Source organism: Mycobacterium ostraviense (assembly GCF_002705925.1).
In the GTDB taxonomy this organism is placed as follows: domain Bacteria; phylum Actinomycetota; class Actinomycetes; order Mycobacteriales; family Mycobacteriaceae; genus Mycobacterium; species Mycobacterium ostraviense.
Window position 1 is genome coordinate 4,338,106 of the sequence record NZ_NKRE01000001.1, and the last position, 17,228, is coordinate 4,355,333.

The 17,228-nt window shown below is 68.2% G+C and carries 11 protein-coding genes and 2 pseudogenes; 8 read left to right on the top strand and 5 right to left on the bottom strand.

The genetic code is table 11. The features are described 5' to 3' along the window. Window positions 1–151: 151 nt before the first annotated feature. The 3 genes and pseudogenes from CDN38_RS33100 to CDN38_RS20380 form a co-directional block, all read left to right on the top strand. Window positions 152–438, top strand: a pseudogene (locus CDN38_RS33100) (PE family protein); the annotation flags it as partial. Between the two features lie 467 nt (window positions 439–905). Continuing rightward, a complete protein-coding gene (gene mshB / locus CDN38_RS20375) occupies window positions 906–1,802 on the top strand; it encodes an N-acetyl-1-D-myo-inositol-2-amino-2-deoxy-alpha-D-glucopyranoside deacetylase (protein ID WP_075509959.1) in 897 nt (298 codons plus the stop codon). A gap of 87 nt (window positions 1,803–1,889) precedes the next feature. Further along, on the top strand, window positions 1,890–2,351 hold the full coding sequence (locus CDN38_RS20380) for a hypothetical protein (protein ID WP_075509958.1): 462 nt from the start codon (window positions 1,890–1,892) through the stop codon (window positions 2,349–2,351). A 13-nt stretch (window positions 2,352–2,364) separates the two neighbouring features. On the opposite strand, the gene CDN38_RS20385 is transcribed toward CDN38_RS20380, so the two are convergent. Next, window positions 2,365–3,237, bottom strand: a complete 873-nt coding sequence (locus CDN38_RS20385; protein ID WP_075509957.1) for a PE family protein — start codon at window positions 3,235–3,237, stop codon at window positions 2,365–2,367. Between the two features lie 183 nt (window positions 3,238–3,420). Here CDN38_RS20385 and CDN38_RS20390 point away from each other — a divergent pair, with 183 nt between their 5' ends. After that, window positions 3,421–6,015, top strand: coding sequence for a bifunctional FO biosynthesis protein CofGH (locus CDN38_RS20390; protein ID WP_075509956.1), 2,595 nt, complete (start codon window positions 3,421–3,423; stop codon window positions 6,013–6,015). 57 nt (window positions 6,016–6,072) lie between these two features. On the opposite strand, the gene CDN38_RS20395 is transcribed toward CDN38_RS20390, so the two are convergent. Next, window positions 6,073–6,405 (bottom strand): hemophore-related protein, encoded by a 333-nt coding sequence (locus CDN38_RS20395; RefSeq protein ID WP_075509955.1) that lies wholly within the window; start codon window positions 6,403–6,405, stop codon window positions 6,073–6,075. Window positions 6,406–6,642: 237 nt separating this feature from the next. Further along, window positions 6,643–8,667 carry an NADPH-dependent 2,4-dienoyl-CoA reductase gene (locus tag CDN38_RS20400; RefSeq protein WP_075509954.1) on the bottom strand — a complete coding sequence of 675 codons (2,025 nt, stop codon included), beginning with the start codon at window positions 8,665–8,667 and terminating at the stop codon, window positions 6,643–6,645. A 278-nt stretch (window positions 8,668–8,945) separates the two neighbouring features. Between CDN38_RS20400 and fdxA the strand changes: the two genes are divergently transcribed. Further along, window positions 8,946–9,272, top strand: coding sequence for a ferredoxin (fdxA, locus tag CDN38_RS20405; protein WP_075509953.1), 327 nt, complete (start codon window positions 8,946–8,948; stop codon window positions 9,270–9,272). Between the two features lie 32 nt (window positions 9,273–9,304). Beyond that, a complete protein-coding gene (gene dapC / locus CDN38_RS20410) occupies window positions 9,305–10,390 on the top strand; it encodes a succinyldiaminopimelate transaminase (protein WP_075509952.1) in 1,086 nt (361 codons plus the stop codon). Between the two features lie 6 nt (window positions 10,391–10,396). Here dapC and CDN38_RS20415 read toward each other — a convergent pair whose 3' ends face one another. Further along, window positions 10,397–13,216 carry a DEAD/DEAH box helicase family protein gene (locus tag CDN38_RS20415; protein WP_075509951.1) on the bottom strand — a complete coding sequence of 940 codons (2,820 nt, stop codon included), beginning with the start codon at window positions 13,214–13,216 and terminating at the stop codon, window positions 10,397–10,399. Window positions 13,217–13,318: 102 nt separating this feature from the next. Here CDN38_RS20415 and CDN38_RS20420 point away from each other — a divergent pair, with 102 nt between their 5' ends. Beyond that, window positions 13,319–15,694 (top strand): APC family permease, encoded by a 2,376-nt coding sequence (locus CDN38_RS20420; protein ID WP_099319440.1) that lies wholly within the window; start codon window positions 13,319–13,321, stop codon window positions 15,692–15,694. A 39-nt stretch (window positions 15,695–15,733) separates the two neighbouring features. Here the strand turns inward: CDN38_RS20420 and CDN38_RS20425 are convergent, their stop codons facing one another. Continuing rightward, the gene (locus CDN38_RS20425) at window positions 15,734–16,885 is read right to left on the bottom strand and encodes a PPE family protein (RefSeq protein WP_099319441.1); all 1,152 of its coding nucleotides are present in this window, start codon (window positions 16,883–16,885) and stop codon (window positions 15,734–15,736) included. A 248-nt stretch (window positions 16,886–17,133) separates the two neighbouring features. Between CDN38_RS20425 and CDN38_RS20435 the strand changes: the two are divergent. Further along, window positions 17,134–17,228: pseudogene (locus CDN38_RS20435) on the top strand (recombinase family protein); the annotation flags it as partial.

Below are 17,228 nucleotides of genomic sequence, written 5' to 3' on the forward strand. Positions count from 1 at the left end.
CGTTCCTATTTGTTGCTCCTGGAGCCGGCCGTTCAGCATCGGGCCTGCGTGCGGCCGCTTCCAGGGTTGCGGGACGGCAATCGGCCCGGCCGGTAAGGCTCTCGGCGGCAGGCGGTTTCGTCCTCGGTACGGTCCCGAGCACGCAACGGATTTGGCGGGAATTGGTTCGACGATAAGCGCGGTCAACATGGCCGCAGAAGCCGCTACGACGGGGATACCGGCCGCTCTGACGGCGACGAGGTGTCGGCAGCGCTCGCGTCGCTGTTCAATGCCCACGGCCAGGCATATCAGGCGCTCAGCACCCAGGCCGCGCACTTTCACGACCAGTTTGTGCGGGCCTTGAACGCCGGCGCGAACCTGTACGCCAGCGCCGAGGCCGCCAATGCGTCTGCGATGCAGGCGGCGCAGAATCTGCTCAGCGCCCCGGGCCAGGCGTTGGCGGCGAGTTCGCCGGGCAGCCCCATGCAGCAACTCGAAACAGCTCACATCAATTTCAACACCAATCTGGTCAACAACGACCTGAGCTTCAACCGCTGGCTGGTGACCAACGAGGTGGGATTGGAGCAGCGGTTCTTCGGCACCGACAGTGCGCTCAACGGGGTGATCAACCGCAGCTTCAACGTCGGTAACCTGCTGGTGGGCACCGGCGAGCAGGCTCTCAACACGGTGGTGGGCGCACCGGTGCCGGCAAACTTCACCTCCAGCCTGCTCGCCGGCAGCGGGGCCCAGGTGTTCAACGGCGGTCAAATCGGCGGTCTGGCAGGCGCTTTCGACCAGAGCCTGATGGTCGCCGCCGACCTCGCCGGCCTCGTCACGGGCCGGTAGGGAGGCGCGTTCGGTCCGGTTGCGGTGGGCCATTGGTTGGGGCTGGATGCTGCGGCACCGGGCGGCTAGGGTGCTAGCCGATGCCTGAGACGCCGCGGCTGTTGTTCGTGCATGCCCACCCCGACGATGAAAGCCTCAGCACCGGTGCAACGATCGCCCACTACACCGCTCGGGGCGCAGTGGTCCATGTCGTCACCTGCACGCTCGGTGAGGAGGGCGAGGTCATCGGCGATCGCTGGGCTCAACTCGCCGCCGACCACGCCGATCAACTCGGTGGCTACCGCATTGCCGAACTCACCGCCGCACTGCAGCTGCTGGGGGTGAGCGGACCGCGCTACCTGGGCGGCGCGGGCCGTTGGCGTGACTCCGGGATGGCCGGCACCGAGCAGCGCAGCAAGCGCAGATTCGTCGATGCCGACAAACGGGAGGCGGTGGGAGCGATGGTCGGGATCATCCGCGAGGTCCGCCCGCATGTCGTGGTGAGCTACGACCCCGGCGGCGGATATGGACATCCCGACCACGTGCATACCCACAAAGTCACCGCCGCCGCAGTGGCCGCAGCGCACACCTCAGACTTCCCGGGCGACCCGTGGACGGTGCCGAAGGTTTACTGGACTGTCTTCGGGCTCAGCGCATTCCGCGCGGCCAAGCAGGACCTGGCCGCCGAAGATCTGCGGCCCGAGTGGGTGATGCCACCGGACGACGTGTCCTTCGCCTTTCCGGACGAGCGGATCGACGCCATCGTCGAGGGGGACCCGCATGCTCAGGCCGCCAAGGCCGCGGCGCTGGCGGCACACGCCACCCAGGTCACCGTCGGCCCGACCGGCCGGGCCTGCGCCCTGTCCAACAACATGGCGCTGCCGATCGCGGCTCAGGAACACTATGTGCTCGCCGCCGGCGTCGCGGGGGACCGCGATGAACGTGGTTGGGAAACAGATCTGCTCGCCGGTCTGGGCTTCACCGGTTACGGCACGTAGGCTGCAGGCAGCCACGGAAGGAATTCGCATGGACCCCGACCTGGACCCTAACCTGCAGCATTGGCAGGACCGGCTGGACAGCTTGCAGTGGGTCATCGGCTCGATCCTCTCCCAGATCGACAGCGTCCCAACCTGACCGATACTCAGCCGCGCGCCGTCTCGGGTGAAGAGACCGCCGTCACCGACCCCGCGATACGTGTCGTTGTCTTGGCGTTGCTGGCCGTCGACGGGGTGTTATCCGCACTAGCCGGGGCTCTGCTGCTGCCGTCCTACATCGGTTCGGTGCCCTTCCCGATCAGCGCTGTGATCAGCGGACTGGTCAATGCCGCGCTGGTGTGGGCGGCCGCGCGATGGACCACGTCGCCGCGCGTGGCCGCGTTGCCGCTGTGGACATGGCTGCTGACGGTGGCGGTGTTGAGCCTGGGCGGTCCGGGTGACGACGTCGTCCTGGGTGGGCGAGGGCTGATGGCCTTTGGGGCGTTGATCCTCATCGGGGCGGGGGTCGCGCCGCCGGCATGGGTGCTGTGGCGGCGCCGAATCCACCCCTGACCGTTACGGCCGGTTACGGCAGCGGTGGCCAGGGCGGGAGGAAGCCGCGGATCCAGCTGATCTCGGTGTTGATGAACTGGTTGACCGACGCCGTGGTGGCCGACCAGAAGTTGCTCAGCCCCTGACTGAAGGTGATCGTCCCGTCCAGCCAGTCCAGCGTATTGAACAGGCCGCTCTGCACCATCGGCTCGAACAGGTAGTAGAAGAAGTTGATCTGCGGCGCCAAGATCCCGAGATACGGCACCCAACCTGCCGCCCAGGAGGCGACGCTGAAGCCCCACTGCACCCACGGCTCGGCCCAAAGATAGAAATTCTCGATGGCAGTGGCCACCGACACCGGTATGACCGCCGCCGGAGCCGCGGCGGCGCCGGCCAAGGGCCGCAGCAGCGCGCCGCTGCCCGCGAGAGCACCGAGTCCGCCGGTGGGCGGCAGCGTCAGCGCGCCGGCCGCCGCGTTCCCACCGAGCGCGGTGGAGCCCAGCGCACCGAACAAGGCGCTGGGCGCCGGGCTCACCGCGTTGGGCACCAGGCCCGTGGGCCCGATCAACGGTTGCCCCAGCAGTTTCTCGGCGGGCGCGTTCACCGCCCCCAACAGGGTCTTGGCGGCGTTGGCCTCGGCCGACGCATAGGCGTTGGCGCCGGCGCTCAGGGCCTGTACGAACTCGTCGTGAAATGCCGCCAACTGCGCGCTGAGCCGCTGATACACCTGACCGTGTGCCGAATACAGTGCGGCGACCTGCGCCGAGACGGCGTCGGCGGCTGACGCGACGACACCGGTCGTCGGAACCGCCGCCGCCGCGTTGGCCGCGCTGATTCCCGAACCGATGCCGGCGACATTCGAGGCCGCCGCGACCAGCGCCTCGGGCGTCGCGGCCAGATACCACATCGCGTCTGCACCCCCGTTCCACCGTGGTCTGGCTAGCGTATCTCGATCGGGTGCTAATCGTGGTGGATCGGCCAAGACGCAGCCCAGGCCGGTCAGTGGCGGGCCCGGTCCTGCCGCTACTGTTGCGAATATGGCACCCGCCGAGTTTCGGACCGTTGACGCGCGGACGGAAGTTGTACCAACGTGCCACTGACTTCGCGCCAGGAGTCCGCAGCTCTGCCTCACCCCGTGGTGCCGCCGAGACCCGATGCGTCGGGGCTGCGGCGGGTGCTGCGGCGGGCTCGAGACGGGGTCTCGCTGAACCTCGACGAGGCGGCCGTGGCGATGACGGCGCGCGGCGCCGCACTGGCCGACCTGTGCGCCAGCGCGGCGCGGGTACGCGACGCGGGTCTGGAGTCGGCCGGGCGGCGCGGCCCCGGGGACCGGCTGCCGATCACCTACTCGCGCAAGGTCTTCATGCCCGTCACCCAGCTGTGCCGCGACACCTGCCACTACTGCACGTTCGTCACCGTTCCGGGCAAGCTGCGCGCCCACGGCGCCGGGATGTACCTGGAACCCGGCGAGATCCTCGACGTGGCTCGGCGTGGAGCCGAACTGGGTTGCAAGGAAGCATTATTCACACTCGGGGACCGTCCGGAGGATCGTTGGCCGGAGGCGCGGGAGTGGCTCGACGAACGCGGCTACGACTCCACGCTGTCCTACGTGCGCGCGATGGCGATACGGGTGCTGGAAGAAACCGGACTGCTTCCGCACCTCAACCCCGGGGTGATGAGCTGGTCGGAGATGTCGCGGCTCAAGCCGGTGGCCCCGTCGATGGGCATGATGCTGGAGACGACATCGCGGCGGTTGTTCGAAACCAAGGGCCTGGCTCACTACGGCAGCCCGGACAAAGACCCCGCGGTGCGGCTGCGCGCCCTGACCGACGCCGGCCGGCTCTCCATCCCGTTTACTACCGGTCTGCTGGTCGGCATCGGCGAGACGCTGGCCGAACGCGCCGATACCTTGCATGCAATTCGTAAGGCGCACAAGGAGTTCGGCCATGTCCAGGAAGTAATCGTGCAGAACTTCCGGGCCAAGAAGCACACCGCCATGGCTGCTGTTCCCGACGCCGGGATCGACGATTACCTGGCGACGGTGGCGGTCGCGCGGCTGGTCCTCGGCCCCGGCATGCGCATTCAGGCGCCACCGAACCTGGTGTCCCGGGCCGACTGCCTGGCGCTGATCGCCGCCGGTGTCGACGACTGGGGCGGCGTATCCCCGCTGACACCCGACCACGTCAACCCGGAACGGCCCTGGCCCGCGTTGGATGACTTGGCCGCCGTCACCTCGGAGGCCGGCTACGACTTGGTGCAACGGCTGACCGCACAGCCCAGGTATGTGCAGGCGGGCGCGGCCTGGATCGACCCGCGGGTGCGCAGACATGTTGCGGCCCTTGCCGACCCGGCGACCGGCTTCGCTCGTGACGTCAAGCCGGTGGGCATGCCGTGGCAGGAGCCCGACGACATGGCTTCTGCCGGCCGGGTGGATCTCAACGCGGCGATCGACACCGAGGGCCGTAGCACCGAAGCTCGCAGTGACCTCGACAGCGCCTTCGGCGACTGGGAATCCATCCGTTCGCAGGTGCACGATCTGGCGGCTCGCGCTCCCGAGCGCATCGACACCGATGTCCTTGCCGCACTGCGTTCGGCGGAACAGGACCCCGCCGGCTGCACCGACGAGGAATACCTCGCCTTGGCCACCGCCGACGGTCCGGCGCTGGAAGCTGTTACCGCGCTGGCGGATTCGTTGCGTCGCGATGCCGTTGGGGATGACGTGACGTTTGTGGTCAACCGCAACATCAACTTCACCAACATCTGCTACACCGGCTGCCGGTTCTGTGCGTTCGCCCAGCGAAAAGGCGACGCCGACGCGTACTCGCTGTCGGTCGACGAAGTCGCCGAGCGCGCCTGGGAGGCCCATGTCGCCGGTGCCACCGAGGTGTGCATGCAGGGCGGCATCGATCCGGAGCTGCCGGTCACCGGCTACGCCGATCTGGTGCGCGCGGTCAAGGCCCGGGTGCCGGAAATGCACGTGCACGCGTTTTCGCCGATGGAGATCGCCAACGGCGTGACCAAGAGCGGGCTGAGCATTCGCGAGTGGCTGATCAGCCTGCGCGAGGCCGGGCTGGGCACCATTCCCGGCACCGCAGCCGAGATTCTGGACGACGAGGTGCGCTGGGTGCTCACCAAGGGCAAGTTGCCGACGTCGCTATGGGTCGAGATCGTGAGCACCGCACACGAAGTGGGGCTACGGTCGTCGTCGACCATGATGTACGGGCACGTCGACACCCCGCGGCACTGGATCGCCCACCTCACCGTGCTGCGTGACATCCAGGACCGCACCGGCGGCTTCACCGAGTTCGTGCCGCTGCCGTTCGTCCACCAGAATTCACCGTTGTATCTGGCGGGGGCGGCGCGGCCGGGGCCCACGCAGCGCGACAACCGCGCGGTGCACGCCTTGGCGCGGATCATGCTGCACGGCCGCATCGCCCACATTCAGACTAGTTGGGTGAAGCTCGGGGACAACGGCACCCGGACAATGCTCAACGGCGGCGCCAACGACCTGGGCGGCACGCTGATGGAGGAGACGATCTCACGGATGGCCGGCTCCGAACACGGCTCGGCTAAGACCGTCGCCGAACTGGTGGCCATCGCCGAGGGGATAGGCCGGCCAGCGCGCCAGCGCACCACGACTTACGCCTCGCTGGCCGCACCTGAGCGCATAAGAGCGCGGGCGTAGCGCACGCAAGATCCCCGGATGGGAGTCTCGCGTGGCGCTACGCCCGCAAGCTCAGAATCAGTAGTTGTTGCAGGACGCCGCGACCGACTCGACCAGCCCGACGTACTGCGCAGCCCCCGGCATCGCCTGCACCTGCGCGGCCATCTGCGCGCGCCGCGGCGGCGCCGCGGCCAGGAACGAATGCAGCCAGCCCTGCGCGATCGGCGAGGCGCTGAACTGCGCAGCGGCCCCCGGGTCGGTGGCGTTCAGCGCCGCCATCACCTGGCCGTAGTTACACGTGGTGTTGATGACCGCGTCCAGCGGGTCTGCGGACGCGACTCCGGCGCCAGCGGTCAGCGACAATGCCAACGCGCCGGCAGCGACAGTCAGTCCCTTCAACGACAGCCTCATGTTCGGACACCTTCCCAGTTATTGCACCGCCAACAAGACGTCGACGGCGTCTGCCCAGCGGGTTGCCGTCTTCGGTCAAGATTAGCAGCCTCCGTGGGCTAACTCATATCAAACGTCTTATCGAGAAGATCCTTCCCCGCGTAACTATCCGCAGGTCAACGCCCTAATGAAGGCGATTTCACGCTCAGTGAAATCGGGCCTGCTGGTCCATGCTGATCCCTGCCGGTCCCGGCCGGGTCACAGCCGGGCGGCAAGCTCGGTGCCCTGCTCGATGGCGCGCTTGGCGTCCAGCTCCGCGGAAACCGCCGCACCGCCGATGATGTGCGGGTCGACACCGCCGCGTCGCAGCGCGCCCTCCAGGTCCCGGACCGGCTCCTGGCCGGCGCAGACCACCACGGTGTCCACTGCCAGCACCCGGGGCCGCTGCCGGTGCGCGCCAAAGCTGATGTGCAGGCCGTCGTCGCTGATCCGCTCGTAGTTCACCCCGGAAAGCTGGTGGACGCCTTTGGCCCGCACGGATGCCCGGTGTACCCATCCGCTGGTCTTGCCGAGCCGCGTGCCCTGCGGACCTTTGGTGCGCTGCAGCAGGTAGACCTCGCGCGCCGGCGGGGCCGGTCGCGGCGTGGTCAGCGCTCCGCGGGCTTCCGGCGGGTTCGCGGCGCCCCACTCCTCCTTCCACAGCTTCAGGTTCAAAGTCGGCGAATGGTCGGTGACCAGCAGTTCGGTGACGTCGAACCCGATGCCCCCGGCGCCGATCACCGCCACGGCCTTCCCGACCGGCTTGGCGCCGGTGATCGCCTCGGCATAGGTCAGTACCCGCGGGTGGTCGATCCCGGGAATGGCCGGAATGCGCGGCACCACACCGGTGGCCAGGACGACGACGTCGTAGCCCGTCAGCTTGTCGGCGGTCGCCCGGGTGCCCAGCCGGACCGCGACGCCGTGCTTGTCGAGCATCGTCGAGAAGTAGCGGATCGTTTCGCTGAATTCCTCTTTGCCCGGGATGCGGCGGGCCAGATCGAACTGTCCGCCGATGAAGTCGTTGGCCTCGAACAGCGTGACCCGGTGGCCCCGCGCGGCGGCGTTGACCGCCGCCGCCAAACCGGCCGGACCGGCCCCGACCACGGCCACCGAGCGGGCCCGCCGCGTCGGCGACAACACCAACGTCGTCTCGTGTCCCGCCCGTGGATTGAGCAGGCACGACACCGCTTTCTTGGCGAATGCGTGGTCCAGGCAGGCCTGGTTGCAGGCAATGCAGGTGTTGATCTCCGCGGCTCGGCCCGACTCCGCCTTGGCCACCCATTCCGGGTCGCTCAACAGCGGCCGGGCCATCGAAATCAACCGCACCGGGGTCTCGGCCAGAATGTGTTCGGCGGCCTGAGGCATGTTGATCCGGTTGGAGGCCGTCACCGGAATACTGACCTGTTCGGCGATGGCGCTGCTGATGTCGACGAACGCGCTGTTGGGTACCGAGGTGACGATCGTCGGGACCCGGGCCTCGTGCCAGCCGAAACCGGAGTTGATCAGGGTCGCGCCGGCAGCTTCCACTTCGGTTGCCAGCGCAACGATTTCGTCCCAGCTTTGGCCATCCTCGACGTAGTCGGCCATCGACATCCGGTAACAGATGATGAAGTCGGCGCCCACCGCCGCGCGGGTGCGACGCACGATCTCCACCGGGAACCGGCGGCGATTGGCCGGTGTGCCGCCCCAGGAATCGGTGCGCTTGTTGGTGCGCGGTGCCAGGAACTGGTTGAGCAGATACCCTTCGCTGCCCATGATTTCGACACCGTCGTAGCCGGCTGCGCCGGCCAGCTGCGCGCACCGCACGAAATCCGCGATGGTGGACTCGACACCGCCCGCCGACAGCGCCCGGGGCCGAAACGGGTTGATGGGAGCCTTGATCGACGACGCGCTGACCGAAAGCGGGTGGTAGGCATAGCGTCCGGCGTGCAGGATCTGCAACAGGATCTTGGCGCCCGCATCATGGACGGCGCTGGTGATCCGGCGGTGCCCGCGGGCCTGGGCCGAAGAGACCAGCTCCGAGGCGAACGGCAGCAGCCAGCCGGTGCGGTTGGGTGCGTAGCCGCCGGTGATGATCAGTCCAACGCCGCCGCGGGCGCGTTCGGCGAAGTACTCGGCGAGCCGGTCGATACTGCCGGCCCGGTCTTCCAGCCCGGTGTGCATCGAACCCATGACCACCCGGTTGCGCAACGTGGTGAAACCGAGGTCTAACGGCGACAACAGGTTCGGGTACTGGCTCGTCAACGGGTACTCCTGCGGTAGTCGAGCTGCTCATCGAACCGGTCGCCGGCGCGACGACCGCGTGGGCCAGCCCACCGGGGCAGCATAAATGTCATTTGGCCGCTGCGCGGCGCGGTGCAGACCGGCCGTGGGTTGACCGGCGTGCCAGTTGATTGACGTGTATGTGCTACGTCTAGTATCAGTAACCGAACGCTTCGCCGATCAGCGGCCCGGGGCCCGCGGTAAGGCAAGCAACAGCCCTACACTGAGCAGTATCTGCAGTACACGTTGAGGAGACGTCCGTGACGTACGTGATCGCCGAACCTTGCGTCGACATCAAGGACAAGGCATGCATTGAGGAGTGCCCGGTCGACTGCATCTACGAGGGTGCCCGGATGCTGTACATCCACCCCGACGAATGCGTCGACTGTGGTGCCTGCGAACCCGTGTGCCCGGTCGAAGCTATCTACTACGAAGATGATGTGCCGGACCAGTGGAGCCATTACACGCAGATCAACGCCGACTTCTTTGACGAGCTGGGGTCCCCGGGTGGTGCCGCCAAGGTGGGGATGACCGAGAACGACCCGCAGGTGGTCAAGGATTTGCTACCGCAGGGCGAAGGCGACTGACCAGGTACGCAGTTCCGCGCCCTGGCCGCCGGGTGTCGGCATCCCTGCCGGATTTTCCGTGGGACACACTGGCCGACGCGAAAGCGCGGGCCGCCGCCCACCCGGACGGCATCGTCGACCTGTCCGTCGGTACCCCGGTGGACCCGGTCGCGCCGCTGATCCGGGAAGCGTTGGCGGCCGCCGGTTCCGAGCCGGGCTATCCCGCCACCGCGGGGACCGCGCGGCTGCGTGAGGCCGCGGTTTCGGCGCTGGCCCGCCGCTACGGCATCACCGGGCTGGCCGAGTCGGCGGTCTTGCCGGTGATCGGCAGCAAAGAGCTCATCGCCTGGTTGCCGACGCTGCTGGGGCTGGGTCCGCGCGACATGGTCGTGGTGCCCGAGCTGGCGTACCCGACCTACGACGTCGGCGCCCGGCTGGCCCGGGCGCAGGTGCTGCGAGCCGACTCACTGACCCAGCTCGGACCGCAAACCCCGGCACTGCTGTATCTGAACTCCCCGAGCAACCCCACCGGACGGGTTTTCGGGCTCGATCATCTGCGCAAGGTCGTCGGCTGGACCCGCGACAGAGGCGTGCTGGTGGCTTCCGACGAGTGCTACCTCGGTTTGGCCTGGGACGCTCAGCCGTTCTCGGTGCTGCATCCGGCGGTGTGCGACGGCGACCACACCGGTTTGCTTGCGGTGCACTCACTGTCGAAGACCTCGTCGCTGGCCGGCTACCGGGCCGGTTTGGTCGCCGGGGATGCGACATTGGTCGCCGAATTGCTGGCGGTGCGCAAACACGCCGGGATGATGGTGCCCACACCCGTGCAGGCTGCCATGGTGGCCGCCCTGGACGACGATGACCATGAAAAGCAACAGCGGGAGCGCTACGCGCGCCGGCGTGGCGCACTGTTGCCGGCCCTGCGCTCGGCAGGTTTCGCCGTCGACCACTCCGAGGCCGGCCTGTACCTCTGGGCCACCCGCGGCGAGCCGTGCCACGACACGGTCGCATGGCTGGCCGAGCGCGGCATCCTGGTGGCACCCGGTGATTTCTACGGACCGCGCGGCGGGCAGCACGTGCGGGTCGCGCTGACCGCCACCGACGACCGCATCGCCGCCGCGATAGAGCGGCTCAGCTGAACCGGCTCACCGCCAGGTGGTGCGCAGCTGGGTGGTGAGTGCCAGCGGGTTGTCGCCGCGGAACAGCTCGAGGATGGCCTGGCCCTCGGGGGAGTCGGCTCGCAGGTGCCGCGGTGGGCCGATGTGCTGTCGCCAGGACTGCAGCAGACACTCCAGTCGGTCCTTGCGCCGGGCGAACCACTGCGGTACGGAGTGCCACGCGACGGCGCCCGGCAGCGGCAGGCCGACGACGGCACGGGCCGCGAAGAGCCCACGGGCGACACGGCCGGTGGGCGGGGTGAGGATCTTGCGTCCGATGAGGTAGCGCGGTTCGGTCAGTGGTGCCAGTAGCTCGTCGAGGGCGGCGGTGAACCGCTGCGACTGCTCGGTGGGCACCCCGCCGAGTTCGCAGCGGATCCAGCCGTCGGGATCCACGGTGATTCGCAGCGCGTCGGATCCGCGGTCGGCGCCGCCACCGGCCCGCAGCGCGTCCGCGACGGCCGCGGCCAGCTGCTCGAAAGCGTTGGGTGCGTGGGCCAGCCGACGGCTTTGGGCTCCGGCGGCAGCCACGAGCACGCCGGCGCTGGTCGCGAAGACGGCTCCGGCCGTGGTGGCACCGGCGAGCGGGCCAAGACTGCTGCCGGCAACCGCGGCGCCGCTGGCCGCGCCGACGAGGGACAGGCCGGCGACGGCGGCCCTGGCCGCGCGTAGCGGATTGCGTTGCCCCGGTAAGGGTATGGCCAATGCCGACGCGGGGATGGCAGGTGCGGCGACACCCGGCGAGCGCTGGGAGCGGATGCGAATGGTCGCGACATCGGTTCCCTGGTAGGGCTCCCCGATCCGCCACCAGGCCCTGGCCTGGTCGCGTTCGGCGACACGCTGCAGGGCTCGGGCGGTGATGGCGCCGGCGTCGGCCGCCGGCGGCCCGTAGGGCGACAGCGCCAGGTCGCAGTGCGTCACACCCGACTCGATGACCGCCTGCGGACCTGCGGCGAAGTACGCGTCGTGTTTGCGCACCAGACGCAGGTAGTCGGCGTCACCGCGAGGGTGATCGGGACTGACGCAGCACACCGACCAGTTGTCGGCCACCTTCTCGGCGTCGCCGGGATCTTTGCGCAGTGCCCGGCCGCGCATCTGGGTGATCGCTCCCGGGGTTGTCGCACTGGTCAGGTCGACGGTGACGTTGACCGCCGCGCAGTCCCATCCTTCGCCCAGCAGGGCGCGGGTGCCGACCAGCACGCGGGCGCGTCCGGTCGTGAAGTATTCCGTGGCCAGCGTGACCCAGGTGCGGGGGCCGAAGTTGCCGTTGCCGCGCACGATCCGCAACCCGGGATGGGCCTGCAGCGTCTCGGTGCGCACCAGCGCGCCCCGGGCGGTGCAGAAGGCGATCAGGTCGTCTTCGATCGCGGCCGGGCAGGCGAAGATTTGACCCGTCACCAGCAGGGGACGCAGCGGGGTGCCGCGTCGATTGTCGGACGCGGCGAGCATCGCGGTGACCAGCTGTGCCGACCCGGACAGGTCGTTGACGGGTGCCCCTTTCAGCGACGTGGGGAGCGTGGCGGTCATCGATTCGAAGTCGCACAGCACCAGGGCCCGCAACCGCGCCCCGAGCACGGCGTCCTCGGCATCGAGGATGTGGGTCGTCGCCGCGACCTTCGACTCCGACAGCGCGCATACCCGGTCCACCGGTGAGGTCGCCACTCGCACCCCGCGACTGGTGAGCCGGTAACCGAGGCCGGGCAGCACCCGTTTGATCGCGGTCAGCGCCTGCGCGTCACGCGGATCGCCGCTGTCTTGCAGGTGGCCGACGGCGAAGTCGGTCAACACGGTGACCCAGTCGTGGGCGTCGGGCGAAACCCGGTGCTGCTCGCGCAGGCGGGCGCCGTCGGGTAGCGGGATGAGGCCGTCGAAGGCAAAGCGCAACCCGCTTGCGGCAAGGGCGGGTTCGGCGCGCTCGAACGTCGACCACGCGATCTGGTTGCCGTCGCGCGTCGACCGGTCCACGATCCGGGTCCGCAGCCAGGCGGCCAGCGACATGCTGCCCACGTGTTGGTCGACGAGCGCCAGCATGAGATCGGCGAAGCGGGCGTGCTCGGTCGCCATCCAGGCCTGCTCTTCCGGGGTTGGCCCGGTCAGGTAGACCAGCTCTTGATAGGGGGCCAGGTCGCCTTCTTTGACCAGGGCAGGTGTGGGGACGACGAAGTCGGCCGTGCCGAACAGCTCGTCATGCAGGGCGCGCTGCCACTCGGTGAGCGCGGTCGCCGGGGTCGCGGTCAGCCCGATCAGCGCCGTCCGCGGTCCCAGCACCGACACCAACGCCCCGACCAGCGCCCCCCACGTCGCCAGCAGGTGATGACATTCGTCGAGCACCAGCGTCCACGGTCCCAGCGATGCGGCCCGCTCGATCAGCGCCCGGCCGTTGGGGTGCAGCAGGCCCAGCAAGGCTTGCCGGTCGCGGGTGCGCAGGATCGCCCGCCGCACCGTGGCATCCGTTTCGCCGTCGATGACCGCCAGGGACTGATACGTCAGCACGTTCATCGCCGAGGTCAGGGTGCGGTCGGTTCCGCATGCCGGCGCCGCCGGGTCCGGTGACGGAAACCTGGTGTTCCACTCCGCGGCCCACTGTGCCTGCACCGCGGTGTTGGGAACCAGAACCAAGGTGCGCCGTCCCACCCGGCGTGCGGCTTCCAGTCCGATCATCGTCTTACCGGCGCCCGGCGGCAGCACCAGATACGACCGGTTGTCGCCCGTGGCGACATCGGTGTCGAACGCGTCCAATGCCTGCTGCTGATACCGTCGCCATTCCCCGGCAAAGCCCCGGGAGTGCAGGTCACGGCCAGGCTCCACGAGTGCTCACCCTAACCAACCCTCAAGCAAGCACCGTCTTGGCAGAATGCATCGAATGCTTCGTCAACGCTGCACGTTGGGTAAGGAGTGGTCGTGACCGCTTTGGCTGGTAATCCGGCCGCCAAGCCGGCTATCCCGGTGTCGCTCGGCGACATAGTCAAGCGGGTCTTTCTGGGCAAACCGCTCATCACCGAAAGCCTGACATCCGAGAAACTGTCGAATCCCGTTGCGCTGGGCGCACTCTCGCCGGACGCCATCTCGTCGACGGCCTACGGTCCGGAGCAGATCCTGATCGAACTGCTGCCCCGCGCCGGGCTGGCGGCCTTCGCGTTGCTGTTGCCGATCACCGGCGTCATCCTGCTGATCCTGGTGCTGGTCACGGCTTCGTACCGGCAGGTCGTGATCGCCTACACGCGGGCCGGTGGTTCCTACATCGTGGCGCGAGAGAACTTCGGGCCGCGGGTCGCGCAGATCGCCGCGGCGGCATTGCTCATCGACTACGTGGTTACCGTGGCCGTGCAGTCGGCGGCCGGGACGGTCGCGGTGGTGTCGGCCATCCCGGCGCTGGGGCCCTACAGCCTCGAAATCACGGTCGGGGTGGTGATCGTCATCTGTTATGCGAATTTGCGGGGGATGCGTGAAGCCGGACTACCTTTCGCGGCGGCGACGTACTTCTTCGTCATCATGATCGCCCTGACGATCATCACCGGTGTCATCCGCCAAATATTCTGGGAATTACCGATATACGATCCCGCGCAACTGCCGGGGACGGTCCCCGTCCACCAAGGGAACGGGTTGGTGATGGGTGCAACCATCCTGGTTGTGCTGCGCGCATTCGCCAACGGCGGTTCGTCGTTGACCGGCGTCGAGGCGATCTCCAATACCGTCGACGTATTCCGGAAACCTCAGGGCCGCAATGCTCGTCGGGTTCTCACCACGATGGCCGGTATTCTCGGTTTCCTGCTGGCCGGTGTGGCCTACCTTGCCTATGCCACCCACGCCACGCCCTACCGCACTGAATATCCGTCGGTGCTTTCCCAAATCGGGCGAGCGGTGTTCGGCACCGGGGTGATCGGACACGTCTTCTTCATCCTGGTCCAGGCGTCAACCGCGGCAATCCTGTTCACCGGCGCCAACACCAGCTTCAACGGGTTTCCGGCGCTGGCTAGTTTCGTTGCCGAAGACCGGTTCCTGCCCCGTCAGCTGACCAAACGTGGTTACCGCCTAGTGTTTTCGAACGGCATCATCACCCTGACGGCGCTCTCGGTGGCGCTGCTGGTGATCACCGGCGGGTCGGTCAACGCGCTGGTCCCGTTCTACGCGATCGGCGTGTTCACCGGGTTCTCGATGGCCGGCTACGGGATGACCAAACACCATCTGACCCAACGCGAACCCGGATGGCGCTACCGGCTGGCGATCAACCTGTCGGCGGGAATCTTGTCGACAGTCGTGGTGGGCATCTTCGCGGTGGCGAAGTTCACCGAGGGTGCCTGGCTGGTCGTCGTCGTGTTTCCGATACTGGTGTTCGTCCTGATGCGGCTCAACCGCGAATACCGGGCCGAGGCGGCCATTCTCGAGATGTTCCGGACCGACCGTCCCGAGGTGGTGAAGTATGCCCGGCACCGGGTGTATGTCTTCGTGAGCTCGGTCGATCTGTCGGTGCTCGAGGCATTGCGGTACGGAAAAGGGCTTCGGGCCGACGAGCTGATCGCGGTGCATTTCATGGTCGATGCGGCCCACGCGGCGCAGTTGCGCGAGCGCTGGGATCACTTCGACCTCGACACCCCGTTGCGGGTGGTGGACTGTCCGGATCGGCGCATCAACCGGGCGGCGCAGCTGCTGGTTGCCCAAGCGCGCGATGAACATCCAGACACCAACGTGACGGTGTTGTTGCCCCGCCGTACCTTCGCGCCGGTGCTGGGGCGGCTGCTGCACGACCGCACCGCGGACAAGATCGCCCGGGCTGTCAGCCTGATTCCCGACGCCGCGGCCACGATCGTGCCTTACGACGTTCAGTCCCGCATCAAGGAGGCCTACCCGGGCGGCTTCGAGCAACGGGTGGCACGGGTCCTGGACAGGTTCGAAGCGTGGGTTTACCGGGGCGACGGGTCGGCCGGCTACGCCTACGAGCATCCCGAGCGGCCGTCGTCGGTGATCACCGTGGCAGGGCTGATTCCCGGGCAGCGCGCGACCATCGAAGGGCGGGTCAGTCAGGTCGAGGACATCAGCAAACGCGGCCGAACCCAGCGATGGATCCTGGTGGGCGACGAGAGCGGGGACATCCGCATCGCGTTCCGCGATGGGCGCGGCGGCGCCGACATCCAGCCGGGCCAGCTGTTGCGGATCATCGGCAAGGCCCGCCAAAGCGGCAATCGGCCCATGTGGATGCTCGACCCCGGCTACCACGTGGTGCAGGAGCCACCGACGAATCCGGATGCCGGAGACGCCGGAGCAGCGCAACAGGTCGGCAGACGATAACGGTCACATGTGCTCGCCGGCGGTACGCAGTGCACCGGGCTATCCGCCGGATAGCGGACGGGGCATCGTGAAACGGCGACGCCCCGTCCGCAACACCGGGGTGCCGGTGCGTCGGGCGACGTTGCCGGTCATCGGCCCCATGCCGGGCAGCCGGTTGGAGATGCCGTGCGGTGAGTCTGCGGCGCCCCCCGGAACAGCGCGAAGACCGGTTCCGCGGGGCTGCGGCGTGTCGCCAAGGCTGGGCTGCGAGATAGCCGCCGTCCAGCTCTGCGGAACGGACAAGCGTCCCACCGCCGCAGCGCGCCCCACCCGGGCAAGCACCACACCGTTGTGTCCGGCCCGCACCGTGGTCGCCCGGCTAATCGGAATGGCCTTGGCTTCGGCCTGGACGTCGGAGCGGTAAAGCCCGGTACCGAATCGGCCCGCGGAGGTGACGGTGCGGCTGAGGGCGGCAGCAAGATTCGCGGGGCCGGTGAGCGTATTGAAGTCGCTGACGAGCGCAAGCAACAAGGCCGGCCAGAACATCCACCAAGAGCCCGAATGCCCCGCTGCGGCAAGGGTTTGCAGCAGCTGCGCCATGATATCGCACAGTTTGCCGTGTTCGGCGGTCGAGGTGGAAACCAGATGCGCCGCCGCGGCCATCTCGTCGGCTGGTCCGCCGCCAGTTGTGCTCTGCGGCGGAGCGCTGAGCGGCACCGGTTGCGTGGCCACCAACGACGAAGCGGCATAGCAGCACATCGCTGCCGCGTCCTGAGCCCACATCTCCATGTAGGCGGCCTCGGTGGTGGCGATCATCGGGGTGTTCTGACCGACGAAGTTGGTTGCCACCAGTGTTGCAAGCACGATGCGGTTGGCCGCGACCACTTCCGGCTGCACCGTTGCGGCGTAGGCCGCCTCGTACGCGGCCGCCGCTGCCCGAGCCTGATTGGCGATGTGTTCAGCCTGGGCCGCTGTCGTCAGCGCCCAGGCCGCATACGGTGCGACGGCGCTGGCCATGGCGATGGCCGCGGCGCCCGACCAGCTGGCGTCCAGCAGCTCCGACAGCACTGTGGAGTAACCGGCCGCGAACAGTTCCAGGTGTGCGGCGAGCGCCGCCCACGCCGACGCGGCCGCCAGCAGCGGTCCCGAGCCCGGCCCGGAATACATTCTGGCCGAATTGATCTCGGGAGGCAGTATCCCGAAATCAAGCACCGGCACCCTTTCTGTGCATGGACGGTCCGGGTTCAGGTAACCGACGTACTAGCCGCCGAGCGACGGGCGTGGCATCTTGAACCGGCGGGGCTCCACGCGCAATACGCTGCCGACGGTGGGACGCGCCGAGAAGCCCGCTATCGGCCCCATGCCCGCGGTCGGCGGCCCGGTGAGCATCTCGGGTGTCTCCGACCATGACGGGCCGCCGTCGAGTTCGGTGTCGGACAACCACATCGGCTCGTCGGCAGCGTGTGGTGTTGTATGCGCGGGTTTCGTCGCATGATCAGCGCGCGGATTTGGATCGTCAGGTATCTCGGCTGACCGAGTGGGCCAGCGATGCCGG

Bases quoted from the DNA above. Each gene is read 5' to 3' on its own strand.
- mshB (WP_075509959.1), top strand. From the start codon at position 906: ATGCCTGAGACGCCGCGGCTGTTGTTCGTGCATGCCCACCCCGACGAT.
- CDN38_RS20385 (WP_075509957.1), bottom strand. From the start codon at position 3,237: ATGTGGTATCTGGCCGCGACGCCCGAGGCGCTGGTCGCGGCGGCCTCG.
- CDN38_RS20395 (WP_075509955.1), bottom strand. From the start codon at position 6,405: ATGAGGCTGTCGTTGAAGGGACTGACTGTCGCTGCCGGCGCGTTGGCA.